This is a genomic window from Gemmobacter fulvus, assembly GCF_018798885.1.
Lineage (GTDB): Bacteria > Pseudomonadota > Alphaproteobacteria > Rhodobacterales > Rhodobacteraceae > Gemmobacter > Gemmobacter fulvus.
Window position 1 is genome coordinate 2,401,961 of the sequence record NZ_CP076361.1, and the last position, 25,044, is coordinate 2,427,004.

32 protein-coding genes are annotated in these 25,044 nt (G+C 64.5%); 19 read left to right on the forward strand and 13 right to left on the reverse strand.

Going from position 1 to position 25,044, the window contains the following annotated elements; translation table 11 throughout:
• Positions 1-7: 7 nt before the first annotated feature.
• From KM031_RS11540 to KM031_RS11550, 3 genes are read right to left on the reverse strand one after another with little or no spacing between them, the layout of a single operon-like run.
• Positions 8-535, reverse strand: a complete 528-nt coding sequence (locus KM031_RS11540) for a hypothetical protein (RefSeq protein WP_215505001.1) — start codon at positions 533-535, stop codon at positions 8-10.
• Positions 536-558: 23 nt separating this feature from the next.
• Complete coding sequence (gene cbiB / locus KM031_RS11545) at positions 559-1,470, reverse strand: adenosylcobinamide-phosphate synthase CbiB (RefSeq protein WP_215504761.1); 912 nt, start codon at positions 1,468-1,470, stop codon at positions 559-561.
• Positions 1,467-2,411, reverse strand: a complete 945-nt coding sequence (locus KM031_RS11550) for a threonine-phosphate decarboxylase (protein ID WP_215504760.1) — start codon at positions 2,409-2,411, stop codon at positions 1,467-1,469. The genes cbiB and KM031_RS11550 overlap by 4 nt, the downstream gene beginning before the upstream one ends.
• Before the next feature lie 211 nt (positions 2,412-2,622).
• Here KM031_RS11550 and KM031_RS11555 point away from each other — a divergent pair, with 211 nt between their 5' ends.
• Positions 2,623-2,970 (forward strand): hypothetical protein, encoded by a 348-nt coding sequence (locus KM031_RS11555; RefSeq protein ID WP_215504759.1) that lies wholly within the window; start codon positions 2,623-2,625, stop codon positions 2,968-2,970.
• Here KM031_RS11555 and KM031_RS11560 read toward each other — a convergent pair.
• Positions 2,967-3,476, reverse strand: a complete 510-nt coding sequence (locus KM031_RS11560) for a L,D-transpeptidase family protein (RefSeq protein WP_307742825.1) — start codon at positions 3,474-3,476, stop codon at positions 2,967-2,969. The genes KM031_RS11555 and KM031_RS11560 overlap by 4 nt on opposite strands.
• A 23-nt stretch (positions 3,477-3,499) precedes the next feature.
• Positions 3,500-4,708: a MalY/PatB family protein gene (locus tag KM031_RS11565; RefSeq protein WP_215504757.1), complete on the reverse strand. Its 1,209-nt coding sequence runs from the start codon at positions 4,706-4,708 to the stop codon at positions 3,500-3,502.
• Between the two features lie 277 nt (positions 4,709-4,985).
• Here KM031_RS11565 and def (KM031_RS11570) point away from each other — a divergent pair, with 277 nt between their 5' ends.
• The 5 genes from def (KM031_RS11570) to KM031_RS11590 all read left to right on the forward strand — a co-directional run bounded on the left by def (KM031_RS11570) (position 4,986) and on the right by KM031_RS11590 (position 7,700).
• On the forward strand, positions 4,986-5,507 hold the full coding sequence (def, locus tag KM031_RS11570) for a peptide deformylase (RefSeq protein ID WP_215504756.1): 522 nt from the start codon (positions 4,986-4,988) through the stop codon (positions 5,505-5,507).
• A complete protein-coding gene (gene def / locus KM031_RS11575; protein WP_215504755.1) occupies positions 5,507-6,001 on the forward strand; it encodes a peptide deformylase in 495 nt (164 codons plus the stop codon). The genes def (KM031_RS11570) and def (KM031_RS11575) overlap by 1 nt, the downstream gene beginning before the upstream one ends.
• Positions 5,998-6,501, forward strand: a complete 504-nt coding sequence (gene def / locus KM031_RS11580) for a peptide deformylase (protein ID WP_215504754.1) — start codon at positions 5,998-6,000, stop codon at positions 6,499-6,501. The genes def (KM031_RS11575) and def (KM031_RS11580) overlap by 4 nt, the downstream gene beginning before the upstream one ends.
• Positions 6,498-7,394 carry a methionyl-tRNA formyltransferase gene (gene fmt, locus KM031_RS11585; RefSeq protein WP_215504753.1) on the forward strand — a complete coding sequence of 299 codons (897 nt, stop codon included), beginning with the start codon at positions 6,498-6,500 and terminating at the stop codon, positions 7,392-7,394. The genes def (KM031_RS11580) and fmt overlap by 4 nt, the downstream gene beginning before the upstream one ends.
• Before the next feature lie 66 nt (positions 7,395-7,460).
• Positions 7,461-7,700: a GlsB/YeaQ/YmgE family stress response membrane protein gene (locus KM031_RS11590; RefSeq protein WP_215504752.1), complete on the forward strand. Its 240-nt coding sequence runs from the start codon at positions 7,461-7,463 to the stop codon at positions 7,698-7,700.
• On the opposite strand, the gene KM031_RS11595 is transcribed toward KM031_RS11590, so the two are convergent.
• From KM031_RS11595 to KM031_RS11625, 7 genes are all read right to left on the reverse strand, one after another.
• Positions 7,690-8,214, reverse strand: coding sequence for a TetR family transcriptional regulator (locus KM031_RS11595; RefSeq protein WP_215504751.1), 525 nt, complete (start codon positions 8,212-8,214; stop codon positions 7,690-7,692). The two genes, KM031_RS11590 and KM031_RS11595, sit on opposite strands and share 11 nt — an antisense overlap.
• Positions 8,215-8,265: 51 nt before the next feature.
• The gene (locus KM031_RS11600; RefSeq protein WP_215504750.1) at positions 8,266-8,895 is read right to left on the reverse strand and encodes a trimeric intracellular cation channel family protein; all 630 of its coding nucleotides are present in this window, start codon (positions 8,893-8,895) and stop codon (positions 8,266-8,268) included.
• Positions 8,892-9,362, reverse strand: a complete 471-nt coding sequence (gene rnhA / locus KM031_RS11605) for a ribonuclease HI (RefSeq protein ID WP_215504749.1) — start codon at positions 9,360-9,362, stop codon at positions 8,892-8,894. The genes KM031_RS11600 and rnhA overlap by 4 nt, the downstream gene beginning before the upstream one ends.
• Before the next feature lie 73 nt (positions 9,363-9,435).
• Positions 9,436-10,044 (reverse strand): LysE family translocator, encoded by a 609-nt coding sequence (locus tag KM031_RS11610; protein ID WP_215504748.1) that lies wholly within the window; start codon positions 10,042-10,044, stop codon positions 9,436-9,438.
• A gap of 74 nt (positions 10,045-10,118) precedes the next feature.
• Positions 10,119-11,072 carry a 4-hydroxy-3-methylbut-2-enyl diphosphate reductase gene (ispH, locus tag KM031_RS11615; RefSeq protein WP_215504747.1) on the reverse strand — a complete coding sequence of 318 codons (954 nt, stop codon included), beginning with the start codon at positions 11,070-11,072 and terminating at the stop codon, positions 10,119-10,121.
• Positions 11,073-11,117: 45 nt separating this feature from the next.
• The gene (locus KM031_RS11620; RefSeq protein WP_215504746.1) at positions 11,118-11,561 is read right to left on the reverse strand and encodes a YqaA family protein; all 444 of its coding nucleotides are present in this window, start codon (positions 11,559-11,561) and stop codon (positions 11,118-11,120) included.
• A gap of 125 nt (positions 11,562-11,686) precedes the next feature.
• On the reverse strand, positions 11,687-12,259 hold the full coding sequence (locus tag KM031_RS11625; protein ID WP_215504745.1) for a LabA-like NYN domain-containing protein: 573 nt from the start codon (positions 12,257-12,259) through the stop codon (positions 11,687-11,689).
• Positions 12,260-12,312: 53 nt separating this feature from the next.
• On the opposite strand from KM031_RS11625, the gene folK reads away from it, so the two are divergent.
• The 12 genes from folK to KM031_RS11685 all read left to right on the forward strand — a co-directional run bounded on the left by folK (position 12,313) and on the right by KM031_RS11685 (position 22,436).
• Positions 12,313-12,969, forward strand: a complete 657-nt coding sequence (gene folK, locus KM031_RS11630; protein WP_307742831.1) for a 2-amino-4-hydroxy-6-hydroxymethyldihydropteridine diphosphokinase — start codon at positions 12,313-12,315, stop codon at positions 12,967-12,969.
• Positions 12,970-13,062: 93 nt separating this feature from the next.
• Positions 13,063-13,422, forward strand: coding sequence for a DNA-directed RNA polymerase subunit omega (gene rpoZ, locus KM031_RS11635; RefSeq protein WP_215504743.1), 360 nt, complete (start codon positions 13,063-13,065; stop codon positions 13,420-13,422).
• 29 nt (positions 13,423-13,451) lie between these two features.
• On the forward strand, positions 13,452-15,569 hold the full coding sequence (locus tag KM031_RS11640; protein WP_215504742.1) for a RelA/SpoT family protein: 2,118 nt from the start codon (positions 13,452-13,454) through the stop codon (positions 15,567-15,569).
• Positions 15,570-15,591: 22 nt separating this feature from the next.
• On the forward strand, positions 15,592-16,287 hold the full coding sequence (locus tag KM031_RS11645) for a DUF2062 domain-containing protein (RefSeq protein ID WP_215504741.1): 696 nt from the start codon (positions 15,592-15,594) through the stop codon (positions 16,285-16,287).
• Positions 16,288-16,318: 31 nt separating this feature from the next.
• On the forward strand, positions 16,319-17,065 hold the full coding sequence (locus KM031_RS11650; protein ID WP_215504740.1) for a pyridoxine 5'-phosphate synthase: 747 nt from the start codon (positions 16,319-16,321) through the stop codon (positions 17,063-17,065).
• The gene (acpS, locus tag KM031_RS11655; protein ID WP_215504739.1) at positions 17,062-17,487 is read left to right on the forward strand and encodes a holo-ACP synthase; all 426 of its coding nucleotides are present in this window, start codon (positions 17,062-17,064) and stop codon (positions 17,485-17,487) included. Before KM031_RS11650 ends, acpS begins: the two co-directional genes overlap by 4 nt.
• Positions 17,488-17,542: 55 nt before the next feature.
• Positions 17,543-18,331 (forward strand): signal peptidase I, encoded by a 789-nt coding sequence (gene lepB, locus KM031_RS11660; RefSeq protein WP_215504738.1) that lies wholly within the window; start codon positions 17,543-17,545, stop codon positions 18,329-18,331.
• Positions 18,328-19,017: a ribonuclease III gene (gene rnc / locus KM031_RS11665; RefSeq protein WP_215504737.1), complete on the forward strand. Its 690-nt coding sequence runs from the start codon at positions 18,328-18,330 to the stop codon at positions 19,015-19,017. The genes lepB and rnc overlap by 4 nt, the downstream gene beginning before the upstream one ends.
• The gene (era, locus tag KM031_RS11670; protein ID WP_215504736.1) at positions 19,010-19,924 is read left to right on the forward strand and encodes a GTPase Era; all 915 of its coding nucleotides are present in this window, start codon (positions 19,010-19,012) and stop codon (positions 19,922-19,924) included. The genes rnc and era overlap by 8 nt, the downstream gene beginning before the upstream one ends.
• Before the next feature lie 27 nt (positions 19,925-19,951).
• Positions 19,952-20,287: a DUF1491 family protein gene (locus tag KM031_RS11675; protein WP_215504735.1), complete on the forward strand. Its 336-nt coding sequence runs from the start codon at positions 19,952-19,954 to the stop codon at positions 20,285-20,287.
• A gap of 78 nt (positions 20,288-20,365) precedes the next feature.
• Positions 20,366-21,115, forward strand: coding sequence for a DNA repair protein RecO (gene recO / locus KM031_RS11680; RefSeq protein WP_215504734.1), 750 nt, complete (start codon positions 20,366-20,368; stop codon positions 21,113-21,115).
• A gap of 97 nt (positions 21,116-21,212) precedes the next feature.
• Positions 21,213-22,436, forward strand: a complete 1,224-nt coding sequence (locus KM031_RS11685) for an MFS transporter (RefSeq protein WP_215504733.1) — start codon at positions 21,213-21,215, stop codon at positions 22,434-22,436.
• On the opposite strand, the gene KM031_RS11690 is transcribed toward KM031_RS11685, so the two are convergent.
• Positions 22,433-24,097: an acyl-CoA dehydrogenase family protein gene (locus KM031_RS11690; RefSeq protein WP_215504732.1), complete on the reverse strand. Its 1,665-nt coding sequence runs from the start codon at positions 24,095-24,097 to the stop codon at positions 22,433-22,435. The two genes, KM031_RS11685 and KM031_RS11690, sit on opposite strands and share 4 nt — an antisense overlap.
• A 174-nt stretch (positions 24,098-24,271) precedes the next feature.
• Between KM031_RS11690 and KM031_RS11695 the strand changes: the two genes are divergently transcribed.
• Entirely contained in the window at positions 24,272-25,042 is a 771-nt protein-coding gene (locus KM031_RS11695) for a sulfite exporter TauE/SafE family protein (protein ID WP_246566991.1), read from the forward strand.
• Positions 25,043-25,044 lie beyond the last annotated feature (2 nt).

The window sequence follows — 25,044 nt, forward strand, 5'->3', positions numbered from 1 at the left end:
TGCGGGGTCAGCCGGTGATCCGGCTCAGCCGGTCGCCAAGCCGCATCTCGCCATCCTGTTCGACCGAACACAGAATGCCGCGCAGCCGCAAGGCCGGGTGGCCGGGCAGCGTGACCCAGGCCTTTGCATCGGCCCCATAGCGCACCTTCCATTTCACACAGGCATCGTTGAACAGGTCGCTGACGCGCAGAACAGCGGTGCCCGCCTGCAACAGCGTGCCGACGGGCAGATTTTCCTCGGTCATGTCCAGATCGGCCACAATGGTATCGCCCGGATGCGGGGTGCCGATACGGTCGCGCCAGACCAGATCCATCACCCGCAGGGGCAGGATGGACACCTGAATACGCGGATCGCCCGACCCATCGGCCAGCCGGACCCAGGGCGCGGTGCCGAAGCGTTCGCCGGGGATGCCATCGCGGCGCGTTAACGTGATGGCCTCCCGAAAGTCGCGCTCGCCATAGCCCGGGCGAAAGCACAGTTGCAGGATCGGCGCGGCATCCTTGGGTGTAGCCAGCACATGCGGCAGGGCCGCCATCAGCTCGGGCAGGGTGATCGGGGTCAAAACAGCACCATCAGACAGGTCAGACACAGCATCAGCCCCCAGGCCCGCCACAGCGCCGTGCAGGCGGCGTCGATCTGCGCCGGGCCGGGGCTGCGCTGGCCTTCGGGGTAAACCCAGGGGAAATCGCGCATCTCGCCATTGTAGCTGCGCGGCCCGGACAGGCTGATGCCCAGAACCACCGCCATCGCCGCCTCGGGCCAGCCCGCATTGGGCGAACGGTGCAGCGGCGCATCGCGCAGGAGGATGCGCGCGGCGTCAAACCGGCCATGGCTGAGCAGGATCAGCAGCGCGGTCAGCCGGGCCGGGATCAGGTTCAGCAGATCATCGAACCGTGCCGCCGCCCAGCCGAACTGCTCATGGCGCGGGGTGCGGTGGCCGATCATGCTGTCGGCGGTATTGGTGATCTTGTAGAGCAACAGGCCCGGCAGCCCGCCGATCAGATACCACAGCAGCGGCGCAATCACGCCATCCGACAGGTTCTCGGCCGCGCTTTCGATGGCGGCGCGGGTGACGGCGGGGCCATCCATCGCGGCGGTGTCGCGCCCGACGATGCGCGCCACCATGCGGCGACCCTCGGTGATCGACATGCGCAGCCCGTCGCCCACCACGCGCACATGATCGACAAGGCTGCGCTGCGCCAGCAGCACGGCCACGGTGACAATCTCCAGCACGCCGCAATCCGGGATCAGATGGATCAGCCATCCCAGCAGCAGCGCCGCCCCGCCCAGCCCTGCCATGGCGGCCACCCCTTTCAGGCGGCGCGCGGGGCCATGGTTCAGCCGTGTGTCAGCCCAGCCGACGGCGCGGCCCATCAGCACGGCGGGGTGCGGATAGCGGCTCCACAGCAGCTTTGGCTCGCCCAGGGCCGCATCGAGCAGCATGGCGGGGATCAGCAGCGCGGCGCTCATGCCCGTGCCTCTGAGATCGCGCGCCCCAGCCGCGCCCAGCCGCTGGCGGGGGGCAGGCCAAGGCGCAGCCAGCGGGTTGAATAGGGAAAGATCCGGCTCCAGATCCGGTGGCGGGCGAGGTGGTGCTGCCAGTCTGCCGCCACGCCCACGTCATACAGGCGGAACAGCGATGTGCCGCCCACCGCCGGGGCGGGCATCAGCGCGTCAAGCCGGGCGGCATCCCGGTCAAGCCGGGCGCGGGTGTCGGCAGCCCAAGCCGGATCGGCCAGCGCCGCAGCGCCAACCCGCAGCGCCGGGCCAGACACCGGCCAGGGGCCAAGCCGCGTCGCCATTTGCGCGATCAATGCGGGATCCCCGATGGCAAAGCCCAGGCGCAGCCCGGCCAGCCCCCAGAACTTGCCAAAGCTTTTCAGCACGATGGTTCCGGGGTCTGCCGCGCGGGCGATCAGGCTGCGATCTGGCGCGATGTCGCAAAAGCTTTCGTCGATCACCGTCAGCGCGGCCTGCGATCCGCCATCCCAGAACCGGCCATCCGGGTTGTTGGGATGCACCCGCACCTGCGCATCGGCAGGGCCATCGGTCAGCGCCCAGCCTGCGGCGCGAAAGGCGCGGGCATGTTCGTTATAGGTGGGGGCGGGGATACGCACACACGTCGCAGGCACAAGCTGCGGGATCAGCGCAATCGGAGCCGAGGCTCCGGGCGTGGGCAGAACCGCAGCCCCTTCGGGCACCGACCAGCAGCGCCGGGCGGCGGTGATCAACGCCGCATGGGCGGCCTGATCGGGCAGGGCGGTCCAATCCTGCGGCAGAAAGGCGGGCAAGGGATAGGGTTCGGGGTTGATGCCGGTCGACAGGTCGATCCAGTCGGCGCGGTGGCCGCCAAAGCGCGCCGCTGCGGCGTCGATACCGCCACCATGATCGGGGGTCTGTTCCGTCTGCATCCTGCCCTCGTGCTTTGGGTCAGAGATTGCCGATTTGCACAGGGAAGGCAACAGCCCGCCGCGCCCGGCGATTCGGCCCCTGCTGCGGCTTTCCCGCAACGCCGGTCCGGGCTTTGTGCGGCAATGGCGGATTTGGACGGATTCTGTCGGCTGTTACCTTGATTTTAACATGATGTGGCAGACACTTGTTTTCGGAGGACGGGAGGCGAAGATGCTGGAATTTCTGCCCAAGGAGCTGCGCGAGGGGCTGGACCTCGCGATGGTGCGCAAGGCACGGCGCAGCCGGTTGCGGGTGCAACTGGGCGAGGCGGTGTTTCCGGTGCTGCATCTGACGACCGAGGTGATCGTGCTGGATGCCGAGCGCACACCCCGTCTGCGCGGGCTGGTCGATGTGTTCGATGGCGCACGGCATATCCTGCAAGGCCTGATCGTGGCCACCCGGGTGGAAAACGGGCGGCTTGTCTGCGAATTCAAACGCGCGACCGTGGTCAGCGAAACGGCCCCGCTGGATTTCTGGCGCGATGAAAACGCGCCGGTGGCCTATCTGCCCAAACACTAGGGACGGATTTCCACTTCGGTGCCCAAAGGGGTTGCGGCCCAAAGCTCCGCAATCTCGGCATTGCCGAGCGCGATGCAGCCTGCCGTCCAGTCATGCCGCAACAGGCTCTGCGCGGGCAGGACATTGGGCTGGCCGTGCAGGAAGATATCGCCGCCCGGATCATAGCCCCCGGCACGGGCGCGCGCGATGTCATCGGCTTGCGGATAGTTCAGGCCCAGCGACAGGTGATAGGCGCTGGCCGCATTGCGGCGGTCGATGCGAAACAGCCCTTCGGGCGTGCGGCCATCACCCTGTCGCTGCTTGTCGCCTTCGGGCGCAAACCCCAGCGCGATGCGATAGGTCTTCACCGCCTGACCTTCGCGGAACACGGTCAGGCGGCGGGCAGATTTCTCGATCAGGATGCGGTCGATCTGGCCAGTCAGCGCGATGTCTGGGCGCGGGGGCGGCGCCGGTCGCAGCCAGATCAGCGCCCCTGCCGCTCCCAGAAGCGCGAGCAGGGTCAACACAGAAAAGATCCGCGCCAGCCAGGTCATTGCAGATCGGCAAAGGCCTTTTGCAGCCGCGCCACCGCGTCGATCACCTGCGCGCGCGGGGCCGCGAGGTTGAAGCGCAGGAAGCTTTCGCCGCCCGCGCCGAAGGTGGCCCCATGATTGGCCACGATCTGCGCATCGGTCTGCACACGCGCGATGACATCGGCGGAATCCATGCCGGTATCGGCAAAATCGACCCATGCCAGATAGGTGGCCTCCAGCGGCATGGAGCGCAGGCCCGGAATGGCATTCACCCCGTCATCGAACAGGCGGCGATTGCCTTCCAGGTAGGTCATCAGCGCATCGACCCAGGCCGCCCCTTCCGCCGAATAGGCCGCCGTCGCCATGAACAGGCCAAAGGAATTGGCCGAGATGCCCATGGCGTTCATCCGGGCGGCAAAGCGGGCGCGCAGCGCGGGATCGAGGATGATCACATTGCCGGAATGGCTGCCTGCGATGTTGAAGGTCTTTGTCGTCGCCGTCATCATCACCAGCCGGTCGACCACATCCGGTGCCGCCAGCGGCATGACGGTATGGTGCTGCCCCGGAAACACCAGATCATGGTGGATCTCGTCCGACACGAGGATCAGGTCGTGGCGTTTGCAGAAATCGGCAATGGCGCGCAGCTCGTCGCGCGACCAGACCCGACCGCCGGGATTGTGCGGAGAGCACAGAATCATCATGCGGGTGCGCGGGGTGATCTGTTCATCCCACCCCGAAATGTCGAGCATGTAGCGCCCGGCATCATTGCGCAGCTTGCATTCGATCACATCGCGCCCGGCTGCTTTGATGACGCGCGCGAAGGCGTGATACACGGGCGTCATCAGCACCACCGCATCGCCGGGCTGGGTGAAGCTGTCGACGCACATCGCCGTGCCGTTGACCAGACCGTGCGTGGTGAAAATCGCCTCGGCGGGCACCTCCCAATCGTGGCGATTGGCCATCCACCAGCGGATCGCCGCCAGATACTCTGCATCGTCGCCGTAATAGCCATAGACGCCATGCGCGGCCATGCCCTCGACCGCCTGTTGCACACAGGCCGGGGGCCGGAATTCCATATCCGCAACCCACATGGCGATGCCGGTCTGGGCGGGCACGCCGTAAAGCTTTTCCATCATGTCCCATTTCACGCAATGCGTGCCGTGGCGTTGGATCACCTCGTCAAAGCAGGTGGGGCTGATCTGCGGAATGGGATGCGCGATGGTCATGGTTTGGTTCCTTATGGTCACACACAGCCTAACGCGGTGGCAGGCGGCTGCAAGGGATGCCCGGCAGGATAGGGGAATGGTCGAAATTTTCCACATCCCGCGCTGCAACTGCCTGAAATCTCTGGTTGTATGTGACATGGTGAGATTTTTTCGCAGAAATTGATATAGATAAGAGATTTTATCCCAGACGCAGAAAATTCGCCGCAGCGGTCTGTGACGCTCTCCCACCCTGCGCGCGGGCATTGCAGGAAAGGCGCAGTTTGCGTAAATCAGGCACATGATACGCCCGATCCTCATCCACCCCGATCCCCGCCTCAAGAAGCTCTGCGAGCCGATTGCCGCTGTCACGCCCGAACTGGGCAAGCTGGCCGAGGATATGCTGGACACCATGTATGACGCGCCGGGCATCGGTCTGGCCGCGCCGCAGATCGGCGTGACCCGCCGCCTGATCGTGCTGGATTGCGAAAAAGAGCCGGGCCATGCACCCCGGCCTCTGGTGATGTTCAACCCGGAAATCATCTGGTCCTCTGAAGACCTGTCGACCTATGAGGAAGGCTGTCTGTCGATCCCGGATCAATATGCCGAGGTGGAGCGCCCGGCCGAAGTGCAGGTGCGCTGGCTGGGGCTGGATGGCAAGCTGCAGGAAGAGCAGTTCTCGGGCCTCTGGGCCACCTGCGTGCAGCACGAGATCGACCATCTGAACGGCAAGCTGTTCATTGATTTTCTGGGGCCGCTCAAGCGGCAGATGATCACGCGGCGGATGGAAAAGCTGAAACGTGAACGGGCGCGGCAGGCCTGATGGCGATCCTGCCCATTCTGACCTGGCCTGACCGGCGGCTCAGCCGCCGCTGCGCCGAGGTGGCCGAGATCACGCCCGAGGTGGCGCAGCTTGCTGCGGATATGCTGGAGACCATGTATGCGGCACCGGGGCGCGGGCTGGCCGGGCCACAGGTTGGCGCGATGCTGCGGCTGTTCGTGATGGATACCGATTGGAAAGACGGGCCGCGCGCCCCGAAAGTGGTCATCAACCCCGATATCCTGTGGATGGATGACACCCGCATCGAAGGGCCGGAGGGCTGCCTGTCGCTGCCCGGCATCATCCCGCAGATCAGCCGCGCGACCGCCATCCGCCTGCGCTATACCGGGCTGGACGGGGCCGAGCGGGAAGAACTGCTGCACGGTTTTGCCGCGATCTGCGCCCAGCATGAATTCGATCACCTTGACGGGATCATGACCCTGAACCGCCTTGCGCCCGAGGCGCGGGCCATAGCCGAAAAGCAGTATTACCTGTGACCGTCCGCCGCTGCCTGCCCTGGCCGGACAAACGCCTGCAAACCCCCGCAGCCCCCGTGGACGCGATCACCGACGAGGTGCGCGCGATCTGGGCCGATATGGTCGACACCATGGATGCGATGCCCGGCTATGGGCTGGGCGCGCCACAGATCGGCGTGATGCTGCGGTTGGCAGTGGTCGATTGCTCGGACGAGCGGGGCCGTGCCGTGCTGATGGCCAATCCCGAGGTGTTGTTTGCCAGCGGCCAGTTCCGCGAGCATGAAGAGGCCAGCCCCAATCTGCCCGGCGTGTCGGCGGTAATCGCCCGGCCGCGTGCGGTGACGGTGCGGTTTCTGAATGCCGAAGGGGAGATGGAGGACCGCGATTTTGTGAACCTCTGGGCCACCTCTGTGCAGCATCAGATCGACCATCTGAATGGCTGCCTGTATTTTGACCATCTGAAACCGTTGAAACGCAAGATGCTGATTGCCAAGGCCGAAAAGCTGCGGGGCCGGGCATGAAGGTTGTGTTCATGGGCACGCCCGAGTTTTCGGTGCCGGTGCTGGAGGCGCTGGCGCGGGATCACGAGGTGGTCTGTGTCTATAGCCAGCCACCGCGCCCGGCGGGGCGGGGCAAGAAAGACCGCCCGTCGCCGGTGCAGGCGCGGGCGGAAGGCTTGGGCCTGCCGGTGCGTCATCCGGTCAGCCTGAAAAGCGCCGAGGCGCAGGCCGAGTTTGCGGCGCTTGGGGCGGATGTGGCGGTGGTGGTCGCCTATGGGCTGATCCTGCCGCAGCCGGTACTGGATGCGCCGCGCCATGGCTGCCTGAACATCCATGCGAGCCTGTTGCCGCGTTGGCGCGGGGCTGCGCCGATCCATCGGGCCATCATGGCCGGGGATGCGGAAACCGGCATCTGCATCATGCAGATGGAGGCCGGGCTGGACACCGGCCCGGTACTGCTGCGCGAGGCCGTGGCGATCGGCGCGGACGAGACGACCGGGCAGCTGCATGACCGGCTGAGCGGCATGGGCGCGCGGCTGATCGGCACCGCACTGGCGCAGCTGCCGGACCTGCACCCGGAGGTGCAGGCGGCAGAGGGCGTGACCTATGCCAGCAAGATCGACAAATCCGAAGCGCAGGTGGATTGGACCCGGCCCGCCACCGAGGTGGATCGTCTGATCCGGGGCCTCTCGCCCTTTCCGGGGGCCTGGTGCCAGATTGGTGGCGAGCGGGTGAAGCTGCTCGGCTCGCATCTGGCCGAGGGGCAGGGCGCGCCGGGGCAGGTGCTGCATGGGCTGACCGTGGCCTGTGGCAGTGGCGCGGTGGCGGTGACGCTGGCGCAGCGCGAAGGCAAGAAACCTATGGCCCCCGATGCGTTTTTGCGCGGCTTTACCCTGCCCGACCGTCTGGTCTGATCTGCGGGCCATGGACAGGCGGCAGGGCTTGGGTCACTCTGCAACAGAACCGCGAAAGGGCCCGTGATGTCATTGTTTCTGTTGATCCTGATTGTGGGGGCCGCAGCGGGCTTCCTTGCCACCCGGTTCATGCGGGTGCAGACCGATGTGCCGACCACCATCGCCCTGGGCATGGCCGGGGCGGCGGTGTCGTGGTTCGTGCTGCGGCTGATCGCCAAGCTTGCCGGATCGGGGCTGATGTTCATCGGCGCGGTGCTGGGGGCGATGGCGCTGATCTGGATCTGGAAGACCTATATCAGTCGCTGAGGCGCTTTACCGCGTCTTTCAGGCGAAAGCCCTTGCCGCCTGCCATCTGCCACAGCATCTGCCCCTGCCAGGCCGCGAACAGCAGCGCCGCTGTCTCGCGCCCCTTTGCGCCGCCGCCCAGCCGCAGCGCCAGCGCGGTTTCCACCTGCGCGCGCCAGGTTTCGGCACGGGCGCGCAGCACGGGATCGCGGAAATCCGCCGCCAGCAGCGTCAGATCCGAGGTTTCCGGCGCATCCGCCCCCAGCGCCTTGAGCAGGGCCTGCGCCCCTTTGGCGTTCAGCGCGGCATCGCCTTCGGCCTGGGTCGTGGTGGCCTCCAGCGCATCCCAGGCTGCGGCGAGGGCCGCACGCAGCATGGCATCGCGCGAGCCGAACCGTTGCACCAGCGTCGCGGCGGCCAGGCCCGTGGCCTGCGAGATGGTGGAGAAGGACACCGCCTTTTCGCCGCCCTGTGCCATCAGGTGCCGGATTTCGGCAAAAACAGCCGTGTCGGGAATGAGTTTCTTGCGGGCCATGGCGCTATCATAAGTGAATAAAAGGTTATGAAAAGAGGGCTTTGCACAGAATCAGCGGTTCAGCCCGTCGCGCGGCGGGCGGGGGTGATAGACCGGCAGCCGCCAGCCAAAGCCCAGCGATCCGGCGCGCAGGGTAAAGGTCACCCCGGCACAGGCCAGCAGGGCGACATCACGCCCCAGCCCGGCCAGCAGCACGGCGGCGGCGGCCCCGGCAAAGGCTGCGGTGACGTAAAGCTCGCCCTGCCGCAGCACCAGTGGCACCTCGTTGCACACCACGTCGCGCATCAGGCCGCCCATGCAGCCGGTGATCATGCCCATTACCAGCACCACCGGCCAGCCCAGCCCGGCCCCCATCGCCACCCCCACCCCGGCTGGCACCGCAATCGCCAGCGCACAGGCATCCAGCCAGAGCAGCGCGCGAAACCGGCTTTCCAGCCGGTGTGCGGCAAAAAACACCAGAATGGCGGCAGCCGAGGCCACGGCGAGGATGGCCGGATTGCCGACCCAGAACACCGGCTCGCGGTTGATCAGCACATCGCGCAGCGTGCCGCCGCCCACCGCCGTCAGGCAGGCGATGAAGATGAAGCCCACGATGTCCAGCTGCGCCCGGCTGGCAACCAGCGCCCCCGTCAGAGCAAAAACCGCGACCGAGACGTAATCAAGGGCCGACAGCAGGGTCATGCTGCCGGGGCCTTTTTCGGTTTGAACGGCGCCATGCCTGCGCGGGCCAGCTCGTCGGCGCGTTCATTCTCGGCATGGCCCGCATGGCCCTTGATCCATTTCCACGTCACCTGATGGCGGGCCTGTGCCGCATCCAGCCGTTGCCACAGATCGACATTCTTGACCGGCGGGCCACCAGCGGTGCGCCAGCCCTTGCGCTTCCATCCGGCCATCCATTCGGTGATGCCGTTTTTGACATAGGCACTGTCGGTGACGATGGTGATGGCCGAGGTTTTGGTCAGCGCCTCAAGCGCCGAAATCGCGGCCATCAGCTCCATCCGGTTGTTGGTCGTGTCCGGCTCGCCCCCGTTCAGCGTGCGCTCCTTCACCACCACAGCCCCTTCGCGGGCCAGCATCAGCACACCCCAGCCACCGGGGCCGGGATTGCCGGAACAGGCACCATCGGTATAGGCGTAAAGGTCTGGCATGGCTGTCCTCTGTGCTCAACGTCCTAGCGTGTGCCATAGCCTGCCCGGCGCGGGGATGCCAGCGCGGCCCGGATCAGGCGGCGCGTTCCATCGCCAGTTTCGCGCCCAGCCCGGCAAAGGAGGCGGCAAAGGCGCGGCGCAGCCATGCCATTACCGAAGGGCTGCCCAGCAGTGCCCGGCGGCCTGTGGCGGCCAGCACGGCATAGAGCAGGAAGGTGACAAAGGTCATGGCAGAAAAGCCAAGGCCCAGTTCGATCATCAGGCCGAGGGTCGCGCCCTGCGTCGGCAGGAATTGCGGCAGGAAGGCCACGAAGAACAGGGGCAGCTTCGGGTTCAGGATATTCAGCAGCACCCCGCGCCACACGATCCGCCCGATGGGGGCCGGGGCCGCAGGGGCGATATCCATGCCGCCCTTTGCCTTCAGCACGGCCCAGGCCATCCACAGCAGATAGGCGACCCCGGCATATTTCACGGTCTGGAACAGCACGGCACTGGTGTGCAGCACGGCGGCAAGGCCCGCCAGCGCCACGATCAGATGCAGCACCGTGGCAATGGTGCAGCCGATCGAGGCCCAGATCCCGGCGCGAAAGCCGCCCCCCAGGGTCATCGACAGGGTATAGACCACGCCGATACCGGGCGCGATGCAGACGACAAAGGCGGTCAACAGGAATTCGGGCGACATGGGTAAACCTCCGCTGGGTGTCTTACCCTATGCGATGCGTCGTATCTGACAAGCCAAGACTGACGGCGGGTTTCCTATTCCTGCACGCGCAGGACGCGGGGCACCTTGAACTCAACATGCTCTTTTGCGGTTTCCACCAGTTCGACCGTGGTGTCATAGCGGCTGCGGAACGCATCCAGCACCTCGTTCACCAGCACTTCGGGGGCCGAGGCCCCGGCGGTGATGCCGACGCTCCGGATGCCCTCCAGCGCGCGCCAGTCGATTTCGGTGGCGCGGTGCACCAGCTGCGCATAGGCGCAGCCTGCGGCCCGGCCCACCTCGACCAGACGGCGGGAATTGGAGCTGTTGGGCGCGCCGATCACCAGCAGCGCGTCGATCTTCGGCGCAATCGCCTTGACCGAGGCCTGGCGGTTGGTGGTGGCGTAACAGATGTCTTCCTTGTGCGGCCCGATGATTGCTGGGAAACGCGCCTGAAGGGCGGCGACAATCGCGGCGGTATCATCCACCGACAGCGTGGTCTGGGTGATGAAGGCGAGTTTGGCCGGATCGCGCGGGCGGACCTGCGCCACATCCTCGACCGTTTCCACCAGCAAGACCTCACCCGCTGGCAGTTGCCCCATGGTGCCGATGGTCTCGGGATGGCCCGCATGGCCGATCATCACCATTTGCAGTCCGGCCTCGTGATGGCGCTCTGCCTCGATATGCACCTTGCTGACCAGCGGGCAGGTGGCATCGACATAGATCATCTCGCGCCGCGCCGCTTCGGCCGGGATGGATTTGGGCACGCCATGCGCCGAAAAGATCACCGGGCGGTCATCCGGCACGTCGTCCAGCTCTTCGACAAAGACCGCGCCAAGCGCCTTGAGGCCGTCGACCACATATTTGTTGTGAACGATTTCGTGGCGCACATAGACCGGCGCGCCCCATTTGGTCAGCGCCATTTCCACGATCTTGATGGCGCGATCCACACCCGCGCAGAAACCGCGCGGCGCTGCGAGATAAAGGGTCAGGGCGGGTTTTGTCGTCATGGCGGCCTCGGGCTGGGATGGGGTTCAGGTAGGGCTTCGCGCGGCTCAGGTCCAGCCCCAAGCGATCACACCTGCGGTCAGCGCGGCCAGCACGGTGTAACGGGCGGTCTTGGCAAAGCCGACGATCAGCACGAATTGCCAGATCGGCACCCGCAGCGCCCCGGCGACAAAGCAGATCACATCGCCCAAAGGGGCCCAGCTGAGCAGCAGCGTCCAGCGCCCCCAGCGCTGATACCAGCGTTCCGCCCGCGCCAGCTGTGCCTCGGCCAGCGCAAAGCGCCCCTCCAGCCGCCGCGCGCCGCGCCCCAGGGCCCATGTCAGCGCCGATCCGGCGGTATTGCCAAGGCCCGCCACGGCGATCAGCAGCCATAGCGGCACTTTGCCTGCCAGTTGCAGGCCGACAAAGACGGGTTCGGATTGGAAGGGCAGCGGCGTGGCGGCCAGAAATGCCGCCACCAGCATGCCGAACAGCGAGGCGGGCAGCATCATGCGCGCACCGCACTCGCAAAACACAGACGCGCAGGTCTGCATGGTGCCATCCCCGCACCGATGCCGATCTGCGCGCCTGTCTTGGGTCTGCGTCTGGTCAGGGCGTCAGCCGCCCGGAACCGCATTTATTTCACGTCGACCGACAGATCCTCGCGTTCCAGACGCGGTTCGCGGGGCGGGCGGCCGATCACTTCGCGCAGTTCGTCCAGTTCGATGAAATTGTCGGCTTGACGGCGCAATTCATCGGCGATCATCGGCGGCTGGCTGCGGATGGTGGAGACCACCGACACGCGCACGCCCTGCCGCTGAAGGCTTTCCACCAGCGGCCGGAAATCGCCATCGCCCGAAAACAGCACGATATGATCGACGCGCGGTGCCAGCTCCATGGCGTTCACCGTCAGCTCGATGTCCATATTGCCTTTGACTTTGCGGCGGCCCTGACTGTCGGTGTATTCCTTGGCCGGTTTGGTGACCATAGTGAAGCCATTGTAGTGCAGCCAGTCAACCAGCGGGCGAATGGGCGAATAATCGTCATTCTCCAGTAGGGCGGTATAGTAGAAGGCGCGCAGCAGTTTGCCCCGGCGCATGAACTCCTGTCGAAGCAGCTTGTAGTCGATGTCAAACCCCAGGGCCTTCGCGGCGGCGTAAAGGTTTGATCCGTCTATGAACAGCGCAAGCCGTTCGTCCTTGTAAAACATATGTCTTTCCCCTCAAATATGCTTCGCGGCCAACATGAGCGTGAGTGGTGGTCGTGCCTTCAGAAAAACGCGCGAAACGTGATTGGATACCAATCAGTCTGCAAACCGCGCAACCCATACTTAAGAGAGTATCATTGACCCTCCCAACTGCAAGTCATGCGCTTGTCGCTTTTGGTGCCAATCTTCCTTTTGCCGACATGCCCCCGGCAGAGACCCTGCGTGCAGCGCTCGCCGCCCTTGTGGAGGAGGGGTTTCCACTTCTGCGTGTCAGTAGAATATATGCCTCTCCCTGCTTTCCGACAGGGGCTGGTCCCGATTATGTGAACGGGGCGGCGGTGATTGACGCGGGCGGGCGGTCGGCGGCGGAGGTTCTGGCAGCGCTTCACCGGATCGAGGCGCGGTTTGGCCGCGAACGCGCGACCCGCTGGGGCATGCGCACGCTGGATCTGGATCTGATTGCGCTGGGGGGGCTGGTGCTGCCGGATGCCGCGACCCAACAGGCCTGGCGCGATCTGCCTGCCGATCAGCAGGCCCGGCTTGCGCCCGATCACCTGATCCTGCCGCATCCGCGGATGCAGGACCGCGCCTTTGTGCTGGTGCCGCTGGCCGAGGTGGCGGGCGATTGGGTGCATCCGCTGCTGGGCAAAACCGTCTGTGCGCTGCGCGATGCGTTGCCTGCCGCCGCTTTGGCAGAGCTCGCATTGGCGTGATGCCGCACTGCCCGGTGGATTCCGGTCTTGTCAAGTGTCTTGCGGCGGCTTAAAGAGGCCGTTCACTGCCCCCAGTCCACAACGGAGTACCCCATGGCCCGCGTGACGGTCGAAGATTGCGTTGACAAGGTCCCCAACCGGTTCGAGCTGGTGATGCTTGCTGCCCATCGTGCCCGCGAGATTGCTGCCGGTTCCCCGCTGACAGTGGACCGCGACAATGACAAGAACCCCGTCGTCTCGCTGCGCGAGATTGCGGAAGAAACCCAAAGCGCCGATTCGCTGCGCGAGCGGATGATCGAAAGCCATCAGACCCAGATCGAAGTCGATGAGCCGGAAGAAGACCAGATGGCCATGCTCATGGGCAATGGCGAGATGGTGGATCGCCCCGCACAGGACGACATGTCGGAAGAGAAACTGCTGCGCGCCTTGATGGAAGCGCAGGGCGACCACTGAGTCGCATATAAGGCAAGGATGCGGCGAGGATGATCGACGTCGAAGACCTGATCGCCCTCGTCCGCAATTACAATCCGCGCACCAATGCCGACCTGATCCGCCAAGCGTATAGCTATGGCAAGCTGATGCATGACGGGCAGTTCCGCAAATCGGGCGAGCCCTATTTCACGCATCCCGTGGCGGTGGCCGCGATCCTGACCGAACAGCGGCTGGACGATGCGACCATCGTGACCGCCCTGCTGCATGACACGATCGAAGATACCAAATCCACCTATGCCGAAGTGGCGCGCATGTTCGGCGAAGAAGTGGCCGAGCTTGTGGATGGCGTGACCAAGCTCACCAATCTGCAACTCACCTCGACCGAATCGAAGCAGGCGGAAAATTTCCGCAAGTTGTTCGTTGCCATGTCGCGCGATCTGCGGGTGATCCTGGTCAAGCTGGCCGACCGTCTGCACAACATGCGCACGATCAAGTCGATGCGCCCGGAAAAGCAGGCGCAAAAGGCACGCGAGACGATGGAGATCTATGCGCCGCTGGCCGGGCGCATGGGGATGCAGTGGATGCGCGAAGAGCTGGAAGACCTCAGCTTTCGTGTGCTGAACCCCGAGGCGCGCAATTCCATCATCCGTCGCTTCATCACGCTGCAACGCGAAGCGGGCGATGTGGTGCACAAGATCAGCGCCGACATCCGCAACGAACTGGAAAAGGCGCAGATCGAGGCCGATGTCTATGGCCGGGCGAAAAAGCCCTATTCCGTCTGGCGCAAGATGCAGGAAAAGGATCTGGCCTTTTCGCGCCTGTCCGACATCTATGGGTTTCGGGTCATCACCCGGGGCGATGCCGATTGTTACCGGGTGCTGGGCGTGATCCATCAGCGCTGGCGGGCGGTGCCGGGGCGGTTCAAGGATTACATCAGCCAGCCGAAATCCAACGGCTATCGTTCGATCCACACCACCGTGTCGGGCCGTGACGGCAAGCGGGTGGAGGTGCAGATCCGCACCCGCCAGATGCACGAGGTCAACGAATCCGGCGTGGCGGCGCATTGGTCCTATCGGGAAGGCGTGCGGGCGCAGAACCCGTTTGCGGTGGATCCTGCGAAATGGGTGGCGGGCCTGACCGAGCGGCTGGGCGAGGAAGATCACGACGATTTCATGGAGAACGTGAAGCTGGAAATGTACACCGATCAGGTGTTCTGCTTCACGCCGAAGGGCGATGTGATCCAGCTGCCGCGCGGGGCCACGCCACTGGATTATGCCTATGCGATCCACACCCGGATCGGCAATTCCTGCGTGTCTGCCAAGGTGGACGGCATCCGCGTGCCGCTGTGGACCCGGCTCAAGAACGGCCAGTCGGTCGAGATCATCACCGCCGAAGGCCAGCGCCCGCAGGCCAGCTGGATCGACATCGTGACCACCGGCCGTGCCAAAGCGGCCATTCGCCGCAGTCTGCGCGAAGAGGACCGGGGCCGGTTCGTTAAACTGGGGCAAGAGCTGGCGCGCGCCGCCTTTGACCACGCGGGCAAGAAGGCGACCGACAAGGCGCTGCGCACCGCCGCCAAGATGCTGGGCCTGCCGGACGAGATCGAACTGCTGGCGCAGCTTGGCTCGGCCGAGCTGACGGCGCGCAAGGTGCTGGAGACGATCTATCCCGAACTTCAGGCGCAAAGCCCTGATGTTGTTGACGCACAGCGGCCTGTGGTGGGCCTGTCCTCGGATCAGAGCTATCGCCGCGCCTCCTGCTGTCAGCCGGTGCCGGGCGAACGGATCGTGGGCATCACCTACCGGGGGCAGGGGGTCGTGGTCCATGCGATTGATTGCCCGGCGCTGGCCGAATATGAAGAGCAACCGGAACGCTGGGTCGATCTGCGCTGGCAGGCCGGCCGCCATGCCGCGGTCAACACGGTCAGCCTGGAATTGACCATTTCCAATGACGCGGGCGTTTTGGGTCGGATCTGCACCTTGATTGGCGAGCAGAAGGCCAATATCTCAGACCTGCATTTCGTGGACCGGAAACCAGACTTTTACAAACTGGTGGTTGATGTCGATCTGCGGGATCTGGAACATCTGCACATGGTGATGACCGCGCTGGAAGCCGAAACGGAAGTGGCCCAGATTGCGCGGCACAGAGACATGAGCCGAAAGCCCTGAACGGGGCAGGGAAGAGACAGACGTGGTATTCAAGCGGCGCGATCCGCGCACATACAGCCAGATGGCCCGCGACTTCGTATATCCGAAGGGTGGTTTCCGGCGTGCCATACACTATGTGCTGCACCGGATGCGCCGCCTGCCGGACCAACCACACCGCATTGCGCGCGGGATCTTTGCCGGAACCTTCGTCAACTTTCCGCCGGTTTACGGCGTGCAGATGCTGTCGGCGGCGGCACTGGCCTGGGTGTTGCGCGGCAATATCATCGCGGCGCTGCTGGCCACCTTCCTGTCAAACCCGCTGACGACGCCGTTCATCGCGATGGGCTCGCTGAAGCTCGGCCACTGGATGCTGGGCATCGAGGCGCCGATGACCTTCATGTCGGTTTATGCCGCCTTTACCGATGCGGGCGGGCAGTTGTGGCACAATTTTCGCGCGGCCTTTACCGATGATGTGGCGCAGTGGGACAAGCTGATCGACTTTTTCTGGTTCATCTTCTGGCCCTATACGATCGGCGCGATCATTCCGGGGCTGGTGGCCAGTTTCATCGCCTATTACCTCTCGTTGCCGCTGATCCATGCTTATCAGAAGCTGCGCAGCGCCCGCCTGCGCGAAAAATCGGAAAAGCGCAAAGCCCTGAAGGCGCGGCTGGCCTCTGTGGCAAAGGGTATCGTGCCCACGCGTGAAAACGGGGATGACGATCCGCCCGGCGCAGCCTAGGGTCAGGCAGACGAAAGAGGAGAGGCTTGGAATGGCATCTGGCAAATTGCGGCTCGGCGTGAACATCGACCATGTGGCAACAGTGCGCAACGCGCGCGGGGCTGTCTGGCCCGATCCTTTGCGCGCAGCGCTGTTGGCCGAGGCGGCAGGCGCGGATGGGATCACCGCACATCTGCGCGAGGATCGCCGCCATATCCGCGACGCCGATATGGATGCCTTGCAGGCCGGTCTCGGGATTCCGCTGAATTTTGAATGTGCGGCAACCGCCGAAATGCAGGCCATCGCACTGCGGCTGGCGCCCCATGCGGTTTGCCTTGTGCCCGAACGGCGGGAAGAACGCACGACCGAGGGCGGGCTGGATGTGGCGGGCGATGCCGACCGGCTGGCCGCCTTCATTGCGCCGCTGCGCGCGGCGGGCTGCCGTGTCAGCCTGTTCATCGGTCATGATGCGCGCCAGATCGAGGCTGCCGCGCGCGTCGGTGCGGCGGTGGTGGAACTGCACACCGGCCATTACTCCGATCTGCACGCCGAGGGCCGTCTGGACGAGGCCGAAGCCGAGCTGAACGCCCTGCGCGCCGGGGCGCGACTGGCGCACGGGCTGGGGCTGGAGGTCCATGCGGGCCATGGTCTCACCTATGACAATGTAGGGCCGGTGGCGGCGATCCCCGAGGTGATGGAACTGAACATCGGGCATTTCCTGATTGGCGAGGCGATTTATCTGGGCCTTGGCCCCGCCATCGAAGAAATGCGCCGCCGGATGGACGAGGCGCGGGCTTGATCCTCGGCATCGGCACGGATCTGGCCAATATCGACCGGATAGAGGCGGTGCTGGCCCGGCATGGCGACAGGTTCCGCAAGCGCGTGTTCACCGACAGCGAACAGGCCAAGGCCGAAAGCCGCCCCCGCGCCGTAGCCGCCACCTATGCAAAACGCTGGGCCGCAAAAGAGGCCTGTTCCAAGGCGCTTGGCACCGGCCTGCGCATGGGGATCAGCTGGCGCGACATGGCGGTTTCGAACCTGCGCAGCGGTCAGCCGGTGATGCGGCTGAGCGGCTGGGCGGCTGAGCGGCTGGCCAGCATGACCCCGCCGGGCCATGAGGCGCTGGTGCATGTGACGCTGACCGACGATCACCCCTGGGCACAGGCCTTTGTGGTGATCGAGGCACGCGCGGTATCGCCGGGCATGGCCGGGCAAACTTGACTCCCGCAGCCATGGCGCGCATGTAGCGCGGCGAACAACCAAAGAGGCAGAGCATATGGCCAGCAAGGCGAAATCCGAAGGCGGTATCGTTGAGACGATCAAGACCGTGGTCTATGCCCTGCTGATTGCAGGGGCCTTCCGCACATTGCTGTTCCAGCCCTTCTGGATTCCGTCGGAATCGATGAAGGAAACGCTGCTGATCGGTGATTTTCTGTTCGTCAATAAAATGGCTTACGGCTATTCGCGCTATTCCTGCCCCTTTGCCATGTGCCCGTTCGAGGGCCGCATCCTCGGATCCGAGCCGGAGCGGGGCGATGTTGTGGTGTTCCGCCATCCGGTGAACGGCTCTGACTTCATCAAACGGCTGATCGGCCTGCCGGGCGATACCGTGCAGATGAAGAATGGCATCGTTTGGCTGAACGGCCAGGAAGTGCCGCAGACGCCCGATGGCCAATTTGAGGAAGTCTATGAACGCCAGGGCCCGATGGGCAACCTGCCGCGCTGTGAAAACGGCCCGGTGGGCGAAGGCGGGCTTTGCACCCGGTCGCGGTTCATCGAAACCCTGCCGAACGGCGTGCAGCATACCGTGCTGAACATCGACACCAATGGCTTTGGCGACAATACCGATGTATTCACCGTGCCGCCGGGCCATTACTTTTTCATGGGTGACAACCGCGACAATTCCACCGACAGCCGCTATAGTCAGGCGGTGGGTGGCGTTGGCATGTTGCCTGCGGATTATCTGATTGGCCGGGCTGACCGGATCATGTTCTCTTCTGCGGGCAAATCCATGCTGTATTTCTGGACATGGCGGTCGGATCGTTTTTTCAAGGCAGTTGAGTGAAACTCTCAGGGGATCTTCTCGCCTTTGCAGGGCGCATCGGGCACACATTCCGCACGCCGGAATTGCTGGTGCAGGCGGTGACACATGCCTCGATCTCATCCGCAACCCGCCCTGACAATCAACGGCTGGAGTTTCTGGGCGACAGGGTGTTGGGGCTTGTGATGGCCGAGGCTTTGCTGGCCGCCGATACGCGGGCGGCCGAAGGTCTGCTTGCACCCCGCTTCAACGCGCTTGTGCGCAAGGAGGCCTGTGCCGATGTGGCGCGCGAGCTCGGGCTTGGCGATGTGTTGAAGCTGGGCCGGTCCGAAATGATGTCGGGTGGCCGCCGCAAAGAGGCCCTGCTCGGCGATGCGATGGAGGCGGTGATTGCCGCCGTCTATCTCGATGGCGGGTTCGACGCGGCGCGCGATGTGGTGCTGCGCCATTGGTCTGGCCGCATCGGGGCGGTGCAGGCCGATGCGCGCGATGCCAAGACGGCCTTGCAGGAATGGGCGCAGGCGCGGGGGCAGGTGCCGCCCACCTATACCGAAATGGGCCGCGACGGCCCCGATCATCAGCCGGTGTTCACTGTCGAGGTGCGGCTGGCCTCGGGCGAGGGCGAAATCGCCCGCTCTGGAACAAAACGTGCGGCGGAACAAGCTGCCGCAAAGGCGCTGCTGGCGCGATTGGAGAAGCGGAATGACTGAGGCGACGCGGGCAGGTTTTGTGGCGCTGATTGGCGAGCCGAACGCCGGAAAATCCACACTTCTCAATCGGATGGTCGGCGCCAAGGTTTCCATCGTGACCCATAAGGTGCAGACGACGCGGGCGCGGATCCGCGGTGTCTGCATGGAGGGCACCGCGCAGATCGTGTTCGTGGATACGCCCGGTCTGTTCCGGCCCCGGCGCAGGCTTGACCGCGCGATGGTGGCCGCCGCTTGGGGCGGCGCTGCCGATGCCGATATCATCGTGCTGCTGGTCGAGGCGCATCGCGGCCTGACCGAAGGCACCAAGGCCATTATCGACGCGATTAGAGACCGGATTCCGCGCGGCCAGAAGGTTGCGCTGGCGATCAACAAGATCGACCGGGTGAAGGCCGAAACCCTGCTGGCGCTGTCGGCAGAGCTGAATGAGGCGTTTCCGTTTGTCGAGACCTTCATGATTTCCGCCGAAAAGGGCTATGGTGTGGACAAGCTGCGCGTCTGGCTGGCCGGCGAGATCCCCGAGGGCACCTGGTTCTATCCCGAGGATCAGATCGCAGACCTGCCGATGCGCATGATCGCCGCCGAAATTACGCGCGAGAAGTTGACGCTTCGTTTACACGAGGAATTGCCCTACCAGCTCACGGTGGAAACCGAGACCTGGGAAGACCGGCCGGACGGGTCTACCCGCATTGACCAGATCGTTTATGTCGCGCGGGATGGCCACAAGGGCATCGTTCTGGGCAACAAGGGCGAAACCATCAAGGCGGTGGGGCAGGCCGCGCGGATTGATCTGGTGGCCTTTCTGGAACGCCCGGTGCATCTGTTCCTTCAGGTCAAGGTGCGGCCGAACTGGCTGGACGAGCCGGACCGCTATTCGGAAATGGGGCTTGATTTCAAGGATGGCGATTAAGCCTTTCTTCATCGCTTCCGTGTTTGCATGAGCGCGCGGCTGGCATCCGGCCTGTGGGTGGCGGCATACCTTGCCCGTCTACGGCTGGCCGATATTCCAGCCTATCTGACGGCGCGCGGCGATGAGACGGCGGGGGCCGTCGTGGTGAAATGCGCGACCCTTGACGGTCAGGCGCGTGCCATGCAGCGGGTCTATGATTTTGAACAGGATCGCCGCATCTGGGTGCCGCTCGCCAACGGGGCCGAGGCGGATGTGGATGCGACGATTGCCCGCGCCCGGCGGTCTGACCCCGACCTCTGGGTGATCGAGATTGAAGAGCGCACGGGGCGGGATCTGCTGGATCAGGACGGCCTGCGCGAGTGATCCTCCGCCGAATTCCCTTGCCCATGTTAACGCTTTGTTCTTGTCTTGGTGGCAGCGTGCAGAGATCGGATTGCAGACATGGACTGGAGGGATGAGGGAACTGTGATCGCGGTGCGCCGTCATGGCGAAACCGCAGCGATTGTCGAGGTGTTTACGGCACAGCACGGGCGTCATGCCGGGGTGGTGCGGGGCGGGATTTCGCGCAAGATCGCCCCGATCCTGCAACCCGGATCGCAGCTTTCGGTGCAGTGGCGGGCGCGACTGGACGAGCATCTTGGGACATTTGTGGTTGAACCTCTGCGCAGCCGTGCCGAAGTTCTGGCGGATCGTCTGGCCTTGGCGGGGCTGAACGCAATCTGCGCGCTGCTGTGCTTCGCGTTGGCAGAGCGCGAGGCGCATCACGGGCTTTATGCCCAGACGCAATCCTTGCTGGATGCCTTGGGGCATGTTGGCGACTGGCCTGCGCAATATCTGCGCTGGGAACTTATGTTGTTGGAGGATATCGGCTTTGGCCTTGATCTGGGCCGCTGCGCGGTCACAGGATCACGCGAGGATCTGGCCTATGTCAGCCCGAAAACCGGCCGGGCGGTCAGTCGGGCGGCGGCGGGGCCTTGGGCAGACCGGCTGTTGCCCTTGCCGCAGGGGATGCTTGGGCAGGGGCCGGTGTCGCAACTGGAACTGGGGCAGGGGCTGGCCATCACAGGCCATTTCCTGACGCGGGAATTGGCGGGTCAGCGCCGCTTGCCTGCCTTGCCAGAGGCGCGCGGGCGGTTGCTGGATCTGTTGCTGCGCCCAAGCACAACCCGCGACACCCCGCCCTCCGGCTGAGCGTCGCAAAGACCTTGGTGCCATGTGCGACGCGGAATGTCGCGCGTGGTGCAGACGCCTGTGGCTTTGGCGCGGTCTATGAAGTGGGAGACACGTCATGGCCAATAAATACATCCCTCTGATGCTGCGGCATTCGTCGACACCGCGCATCGAGGCCTTTGCCTTGCTTGCCGGGCTTGAGGCGGCTGTTCGCGGCACCTTGATCTCGGTCATGCCACTGGTGGTGTATGAGGCGGTGAAGGATGCGGCGATTGTCAGCCGGATCTATTTTCTGGTCGGCATTGCATCGCTGATCTGGGGGTTGATGGTGCCCTGGGCCACCCGCCATGTGCCGCGGCGCTGGATGTATACCTTCGGCACCATGCTTTACCTGCTGTCGATGGGGCTGGCCATTCACGGGGAAACAACGGCTGTCACCATGGCGCTGTTATCGGCGGCCTTGGCGACAGCGACCTGTTTTGTCTGCTTCAACGCCTATGTGCTGGACTATGTGGCGCGGGCGGATCTGGGGCGGACGCAGAGCCTGCAGATGGTCTATGCCGCAACGCCCTGGGCTGTCGGGCCACTGTTCGGCGTCTGGCTGCGGGATCTGTGGGGGCCACTGCCCTTTGTGGTGGCGGCGCTGTTCGCGGTGCTGCTGCTGGCGGCCTTTTGGGTGCTGCGGCTGGGCAATGGCAAACAGATCCAGCGGGCCAAGGGGCCGACGGTCAATCCGCTCGCCTATCTTGGTCGGTTCTTCCGGCAACCGCGGCTGATCGCGGGCTGGCTGTTTGCGGTGCTGCGCAGCTGTGGCTGGTGGGTCTATGTGGTCTATCTGCCGATCTTCTGCCTTGAGGCAGGTCTTGGCGACAAGGTGGGCGGGGTCGCCCTGTCGATGTCGAATACTCTGCTGTTCATCACGCCGCTGCTGTTGCGGCTGGTGCAGCGCACATCGGTGCGGTTTGCGGTGCGCGGGGCCTTTGCGGTGTGTATGGTGATGTTCACGCTGGCGGGGGTGTTGTCGGGCTGGCCATGGATGACGGTGCTGTGCCTCATGGCAGGCTCGTTCGGGCTGGTCATGCTGGATGCGGTGGGCGGGTTGCCGTTCATGATGTCGGTGAAACCGTCAGAGCGGGTGGAGATGGCCGCCGTCTATTCCAGCTTCCGCGATGTGTCGGGCATCCTCACACCCGGGGCGGCCTGGGCTGTGCTGCTGGTCGCACCGCTGGCCGGGGTCTTCGCGGCAAGCGGTGCCGGCTTTGTGGTGGCCTGGCTGGTGGCCGGGCAATTGCATGCCCGGCTGGGGGTGACGCGCCCCTCGCGGGGCGGCGTGCAGGCTTAATCGAGCAGGCGGCGGGCGATCACTTGCGCCTGAATCTCTGCCGCGCCCTCGAAGATGTTCAGGATCCGCGCGTCGCAGAGGATGCGGCTGATCTGGTATTCCAGCGCAAAGCCGTTGCCGCCGTGAATTTGCAGCGCATTGTCGGCGCAGGCCCAAGCCACCCGCGCGCCGAGCAGCTTGGCCATACCCGCCTCAAGATCACAGCGCTTGTCGTGATCCTTTTGCCAGGCGCTGTAATATGTCAGCTGACGCGCCACCATGATCTCGACCGCCATCATCGCAAGCTTGCCCGCCACGCGCGGAAATTCGATCAGCGATTTGCCGAATTGCTTGCGGTCTTCGGCATATTTCATGCCGACCTCCAGCGCCGATTGCGCGACGCCGATTGCGCGGGCGGCGGTCTGGATGCGGGCCGATTCAAAGGTCTGCATCAATTGCTTGAAGCCCTGGCCTTCCACGCCGCCGAGCAGGTTTTCGCCCTTCACCTTGAAGCCGTCAAAGGCCAGCTCGTATTCCTTCATCCCGCGATAGCCCAGAACCTCGATCTCGCCGCCGGTCATGCCCGGGGTCGGGAAGGGGGCCTCGTCCGTGCCGGGGGTCTTTTCGGCCAGGAACATCGACAGGCCGCGGTAATCGGTGGTGTTGGGATCGGTGCGGGCCAGCAGCGTCATCACATGGGTGCGCGCGGCATGGGTGATCCAGGTCTTGTTGCCGGTGACCGTCCAATCCTCGCCCTCTTTCACCGCGCGGGTGCGCAGGCTGCCGAGATCGGAGCCGGTGTTGGGTTCGGTAAAGACCGCCGTGGGCAGGATTTCACCCGAGGCCAGCTTCGGCAGCCACTGCGCCTTCTGCTCTGCCGTGCCGCCACACAGGATCAGTTCGGCCGCGATTTCAGAGCGGGTGCCCAGCGAGCCGACGCCGATATAGCCGCGCGACAGTTCTTCCGACACCACGACCATCGAGGCTTTCGACAGGCCGAATCCGCCGAACTCTTCGGGAATGGTCAGGCCGAACACGCCCATTTCGGCCAGGGATTCGATGATCTCCATCGGGATCAGCTCGTCCTTCAGGTGCCACTCATGCGCATGTGGAATGACCCTTTCATCAGCAAAGCGGCGGAACTGATCGCGGATCATTTCCAGCTCTTCATCAAGGCCGGAGGTGCCGAAGGTGGCGCGGCCATGATTGTCACGCATCAGCACGACCAGACGCGCGCGGCTTGTCGGCGTATTGGCCGCCGCGATCAGCTGTGCTGCCGCAGCACCGGGTGTGGCCACCAGCCCAAGATCCGACAGCCGCGCAGTTTCGTTCTGCGACATCGCGATGCCACCATGGATCTGCGCCAGATATTCGCCAAAGGCGATTTGCAGCAGCAGGCCTTCCATTTCGCCAAAGCTGCCCGCTTCGGTCAACCGCTCGGCCCAGGCCTGCATCTGGCGCAGGCTTTCGGTATAGGTCGCGAGCCAGCTGAGCGTATGGGCCGCGAACTGATGCTCTTCCAGCGCCGGGGCCGAAATCTTGCCATTCACCGACACGCGGCTGCGCAGGGCCTCGCGCCCCTCTGCGAACAGGGCTTCAACCTCGGGCAGGGCGGCTTTCGTCAGGGTCAGCAGATCAGCCATCAGGGGCGATTGCGGCGCGGCTTGTCCATCATGCGGCATGGCGTTTCCTCACGGTCTGCAGGGATTCTGCGGTTGCGAAATGGGTAATCCCTTTGCAGTTGCAGCGCAACAAAAATTCAAACCGCATGTAACGTTTGAAGCAATGTGTCGCGGAAGAATAGGTCGTGCGATGCGCAAGGCAAGGCGGTAAAGCTGCACAAAATGGAGGCGATCATGGATATTCTGATGGCGGGGCTGGGCCTTGGCGCGTTCTGGGCCGCGATGGCCATCACGCTGTTTGCGGGCTTCGTCAAAGGCGCCCTGGGCTTTGCCATGCCGATGATCATGATTTCGGCCTTTTCCTCGTTTCTGCCGCCCGAGGTGGCCTTGGCCGGTCTGATCCTGCCGACACTGGTGGCCAATATCGGGCAGGCCTTCCGGCAGGGCGCGGCGGCGGCCTGGGGATCGGTGTGCAAATACCGGCGTTCGATCATTGCGACGGTGGTGTTCATCGCGATTTCCGCGCAATTCGTCCGGGTGATCCCGCAGGATCTGTTCCTGTTCGGCCTGGGGTTTCCGATCACGCTGTTTGCGGTGCTGCAACTTCTGGGGCGCAGTCTGGCGTTGAAGCTGGAACACCGCGACCGGGCCGAATGGGGGCTGGGCGTGATCAGCGGGCTTTATGGCGGGGTGTCGGGGGTGTGGGGGCCGCCGTTGTTGGTATTTCTGCTGTCGGTCGGGGCGGACAAGGTGGAAACCGTGCGGGTACAGGGCGTGGTGTTCCTGATCGGGGCGGTGGTGCTCTGCGTGGCCCATTTGCAATCCGGCGTGCTGAACGGCCAGACGCTGCCGTTTTCGGCGGCGCTTGTGGTGCCATCGCTGCTGGGCATGTGGGCCGGGCAATGGGTGCAGGACCGGCTGGATCAGGCGAAATTCCGGCGCTGGACGCAAGGCCTGCTGGTGGTGACCGGGCTGAACCTGATGCGGCGGGCCGTGGGCATGTAAAA

What these genes read in the sequence shown, in the direction of transcription:
- KM031_RS11555 (WP_215504759.1), top strand. Translation starts at nt 2,623, where the DNA reads ATGCTGGAATTTCTGCCCAAGGAGCTGCGCGAGGGGCTGGACCTCGCG.
- era (WP_215504736.1), top strand. Translation starts at nt 19,010, where the DNA reads ATGACTGAGGCGACGCGGGCAGGTTTTGTGGCGCTGATTGGCGAGCCG.
- KM031_RS11595 (WP_215504751.1), bottom strand. Translation starts at nt 8,214, where the DNA reads ATGGCCCGCAAGAAACTCATTCCCGACACGGCTGTTTTTGCCGAAATC.
- lepB (WP_215504738.1), top strand. Translation starts at nt 17,543, where the DNA reads ATGGCCAGCAAGGCGAAATCCGAAGGCGGTATCGTTGAGACGATCAAG.
- KM031_RS11600 (WP_215504750.1), bottom strand. Translation starts at nt 8,895, where the DNA reads ATGACCCTGCTGTCGGCCCTTGATTACGTCTCGGTCGCGGTTTTTGCT.
- rnhA (WP_215504749.1), bottom strand. Translation starts at nt 9,362, where the DNA reads ATGCCAGACCTTTACGCCTATACCGATGGTGCCTGTTCCGGCAATCCC.
- recO (WP_215504734.1), top strand. Translation starts at nt 20,366, where the DNA reads ATGGACTGGAGGGATGAGGGAACTGTGATCGCGGTGCGCCGTCATGGC.
- KM031_RS11550 (WP_215504760.1), bottom strand. Translation starts at nt 2,411, where the DNA reads ATGCAGACGGAACAGACCCCCGATCATGGTGGCGGTATCGACGCCGCA.
- KM031_RS11625 (WP_215504745.1), bottom strand. Translation starts at nt 12,259, where the DNA reads ATGTTTTACAAGGACGAACGGCTTGCGCTGTTCATAGACGGATCAAAC.
- fmt (WP_215504753.1), top strand. Translation starts at nt 6,498, where the DNA reads ATGAAGGTTGTGTTCATGGGCACGCCCGAGTTTTCGGTGCCGGTGCTG.
- KM031_RS11640 (WP_215504742.1), top strand. Translation starts at nt 13,452, where the DNA reads ATGATCGACGTCGAAGACCTGATCGCCCTCGTCCGCAATTACAATCCG.
- cbiB (WP_215504761.1), bottom strand. Translation starts at nt 1,470, where the DNA reads ATGAGCGCCGCGCTGCTGATCCCCGCCATGCTGCTCGATGCGGCCCTG.
- ispH (WP_215504747.1), bottom strand. Translation starts at nt 11,072, where the DNA reads ATGACGACAAAACCCGCCCTGACCCTTTATCTCGCAGCGCCGCGCGGT.
- KM031_RS11675 (WP_215504735.1), top strand. Translation starts at nt 19,952, where the DNA reads ATGAGCGCGCGGCTGGCATCCGGCCTGTGGGTGGCGGCATACCTTGCC.
- KM031_RS11610 (WP_215504748.1), bottom strand. Translation starts at nt 10,044, where the DNA reads ATGTCGCCCGAATTCCTGTTGACCGCCTTTGTCGTCTGCATCGCGCCC.
- KM031_RS11565 (WP_215504757.1), bottom strand. Translation starts at nt 4,708, where the DNA reads ATGACCATCGCGCATCCCATTCCGCAGATCAGCCCCACCTGCTTTGAC.
- def (WP_215504755.1), top strand. Translation starts at nt 5,507, where the DNA reads ATGGCGATCCTGCCCATTCTGACCTGGCCTGACCGGCGGCTCAGCCGC.
- rpoZ (WP_215504743.1), top strand. Translation starts at nt 13,063, where the DNA reads ATGGCCCGCGTGACGGTCGAAGATTGCGTTGACAAGGTCCCCAACCGG.
- KM031_RS11650 (WP_215504740.1), top strand. Translation starts at nt 16,319, where the DNA reads ATGGCATCTGGCAAATTGCGGCTCGGCGTGAACATCGACCATGTGGCA.
- KM031_RS11695 (WP_246566991.1), top strand. Translation starts at nt 24,272, where the DNA reads ATGGATATTCTGATGGCGGGGCTGGGCCTTGGCGCGTTCTGGGCCGCG.
- KM031_RS11690 (WP_215504732.1), bottom strand. Translation starts at nt 24,097, where the DNA reads ATGCCGCATGATGGACAAGCCGCGCCGCAATCGCCCCTGATGGCTGAT.
- KM031_RS11590 (WP_215504752.1), top strand. Translation starts at nt 7,461, where the DNA reads ATGTCATTGTTTCTGTTGATCCTGATTGTGGGGGCCGCAGCGGGCTTC.
- KM031_RS11620 (WP_215504746.1), bottom strand. Translation starts at nt 11,561, where the DNA reads ATGATGCTGCCCGCCTCGCTGTTCGGCATGCTGGTGGCGGCATTTCTG.
- KM031_RS11540 (WP_215505001.1), bottom strand. Translation starts at nt 535, where the DNA reads ATGGCGGCCCTGCCGCATGTGCTGGCTACACCCAAGGATGCCGCGCCG.
- KM031_RS11685 (WP_215504733.1), top strand. Translation starts at nt 21,213, where the DNA reads ATGGCCAATAAATACATCCCTCTGATGCTGCGGCATTCGTCGACACCG.
- def (WP_215504756.1), top strand. Translation starts at nt 4,986, where the DNA reads ATGATACGCCCGATCCTCATCCACCCCGATCCCCGCCTCAAGAAGCTC.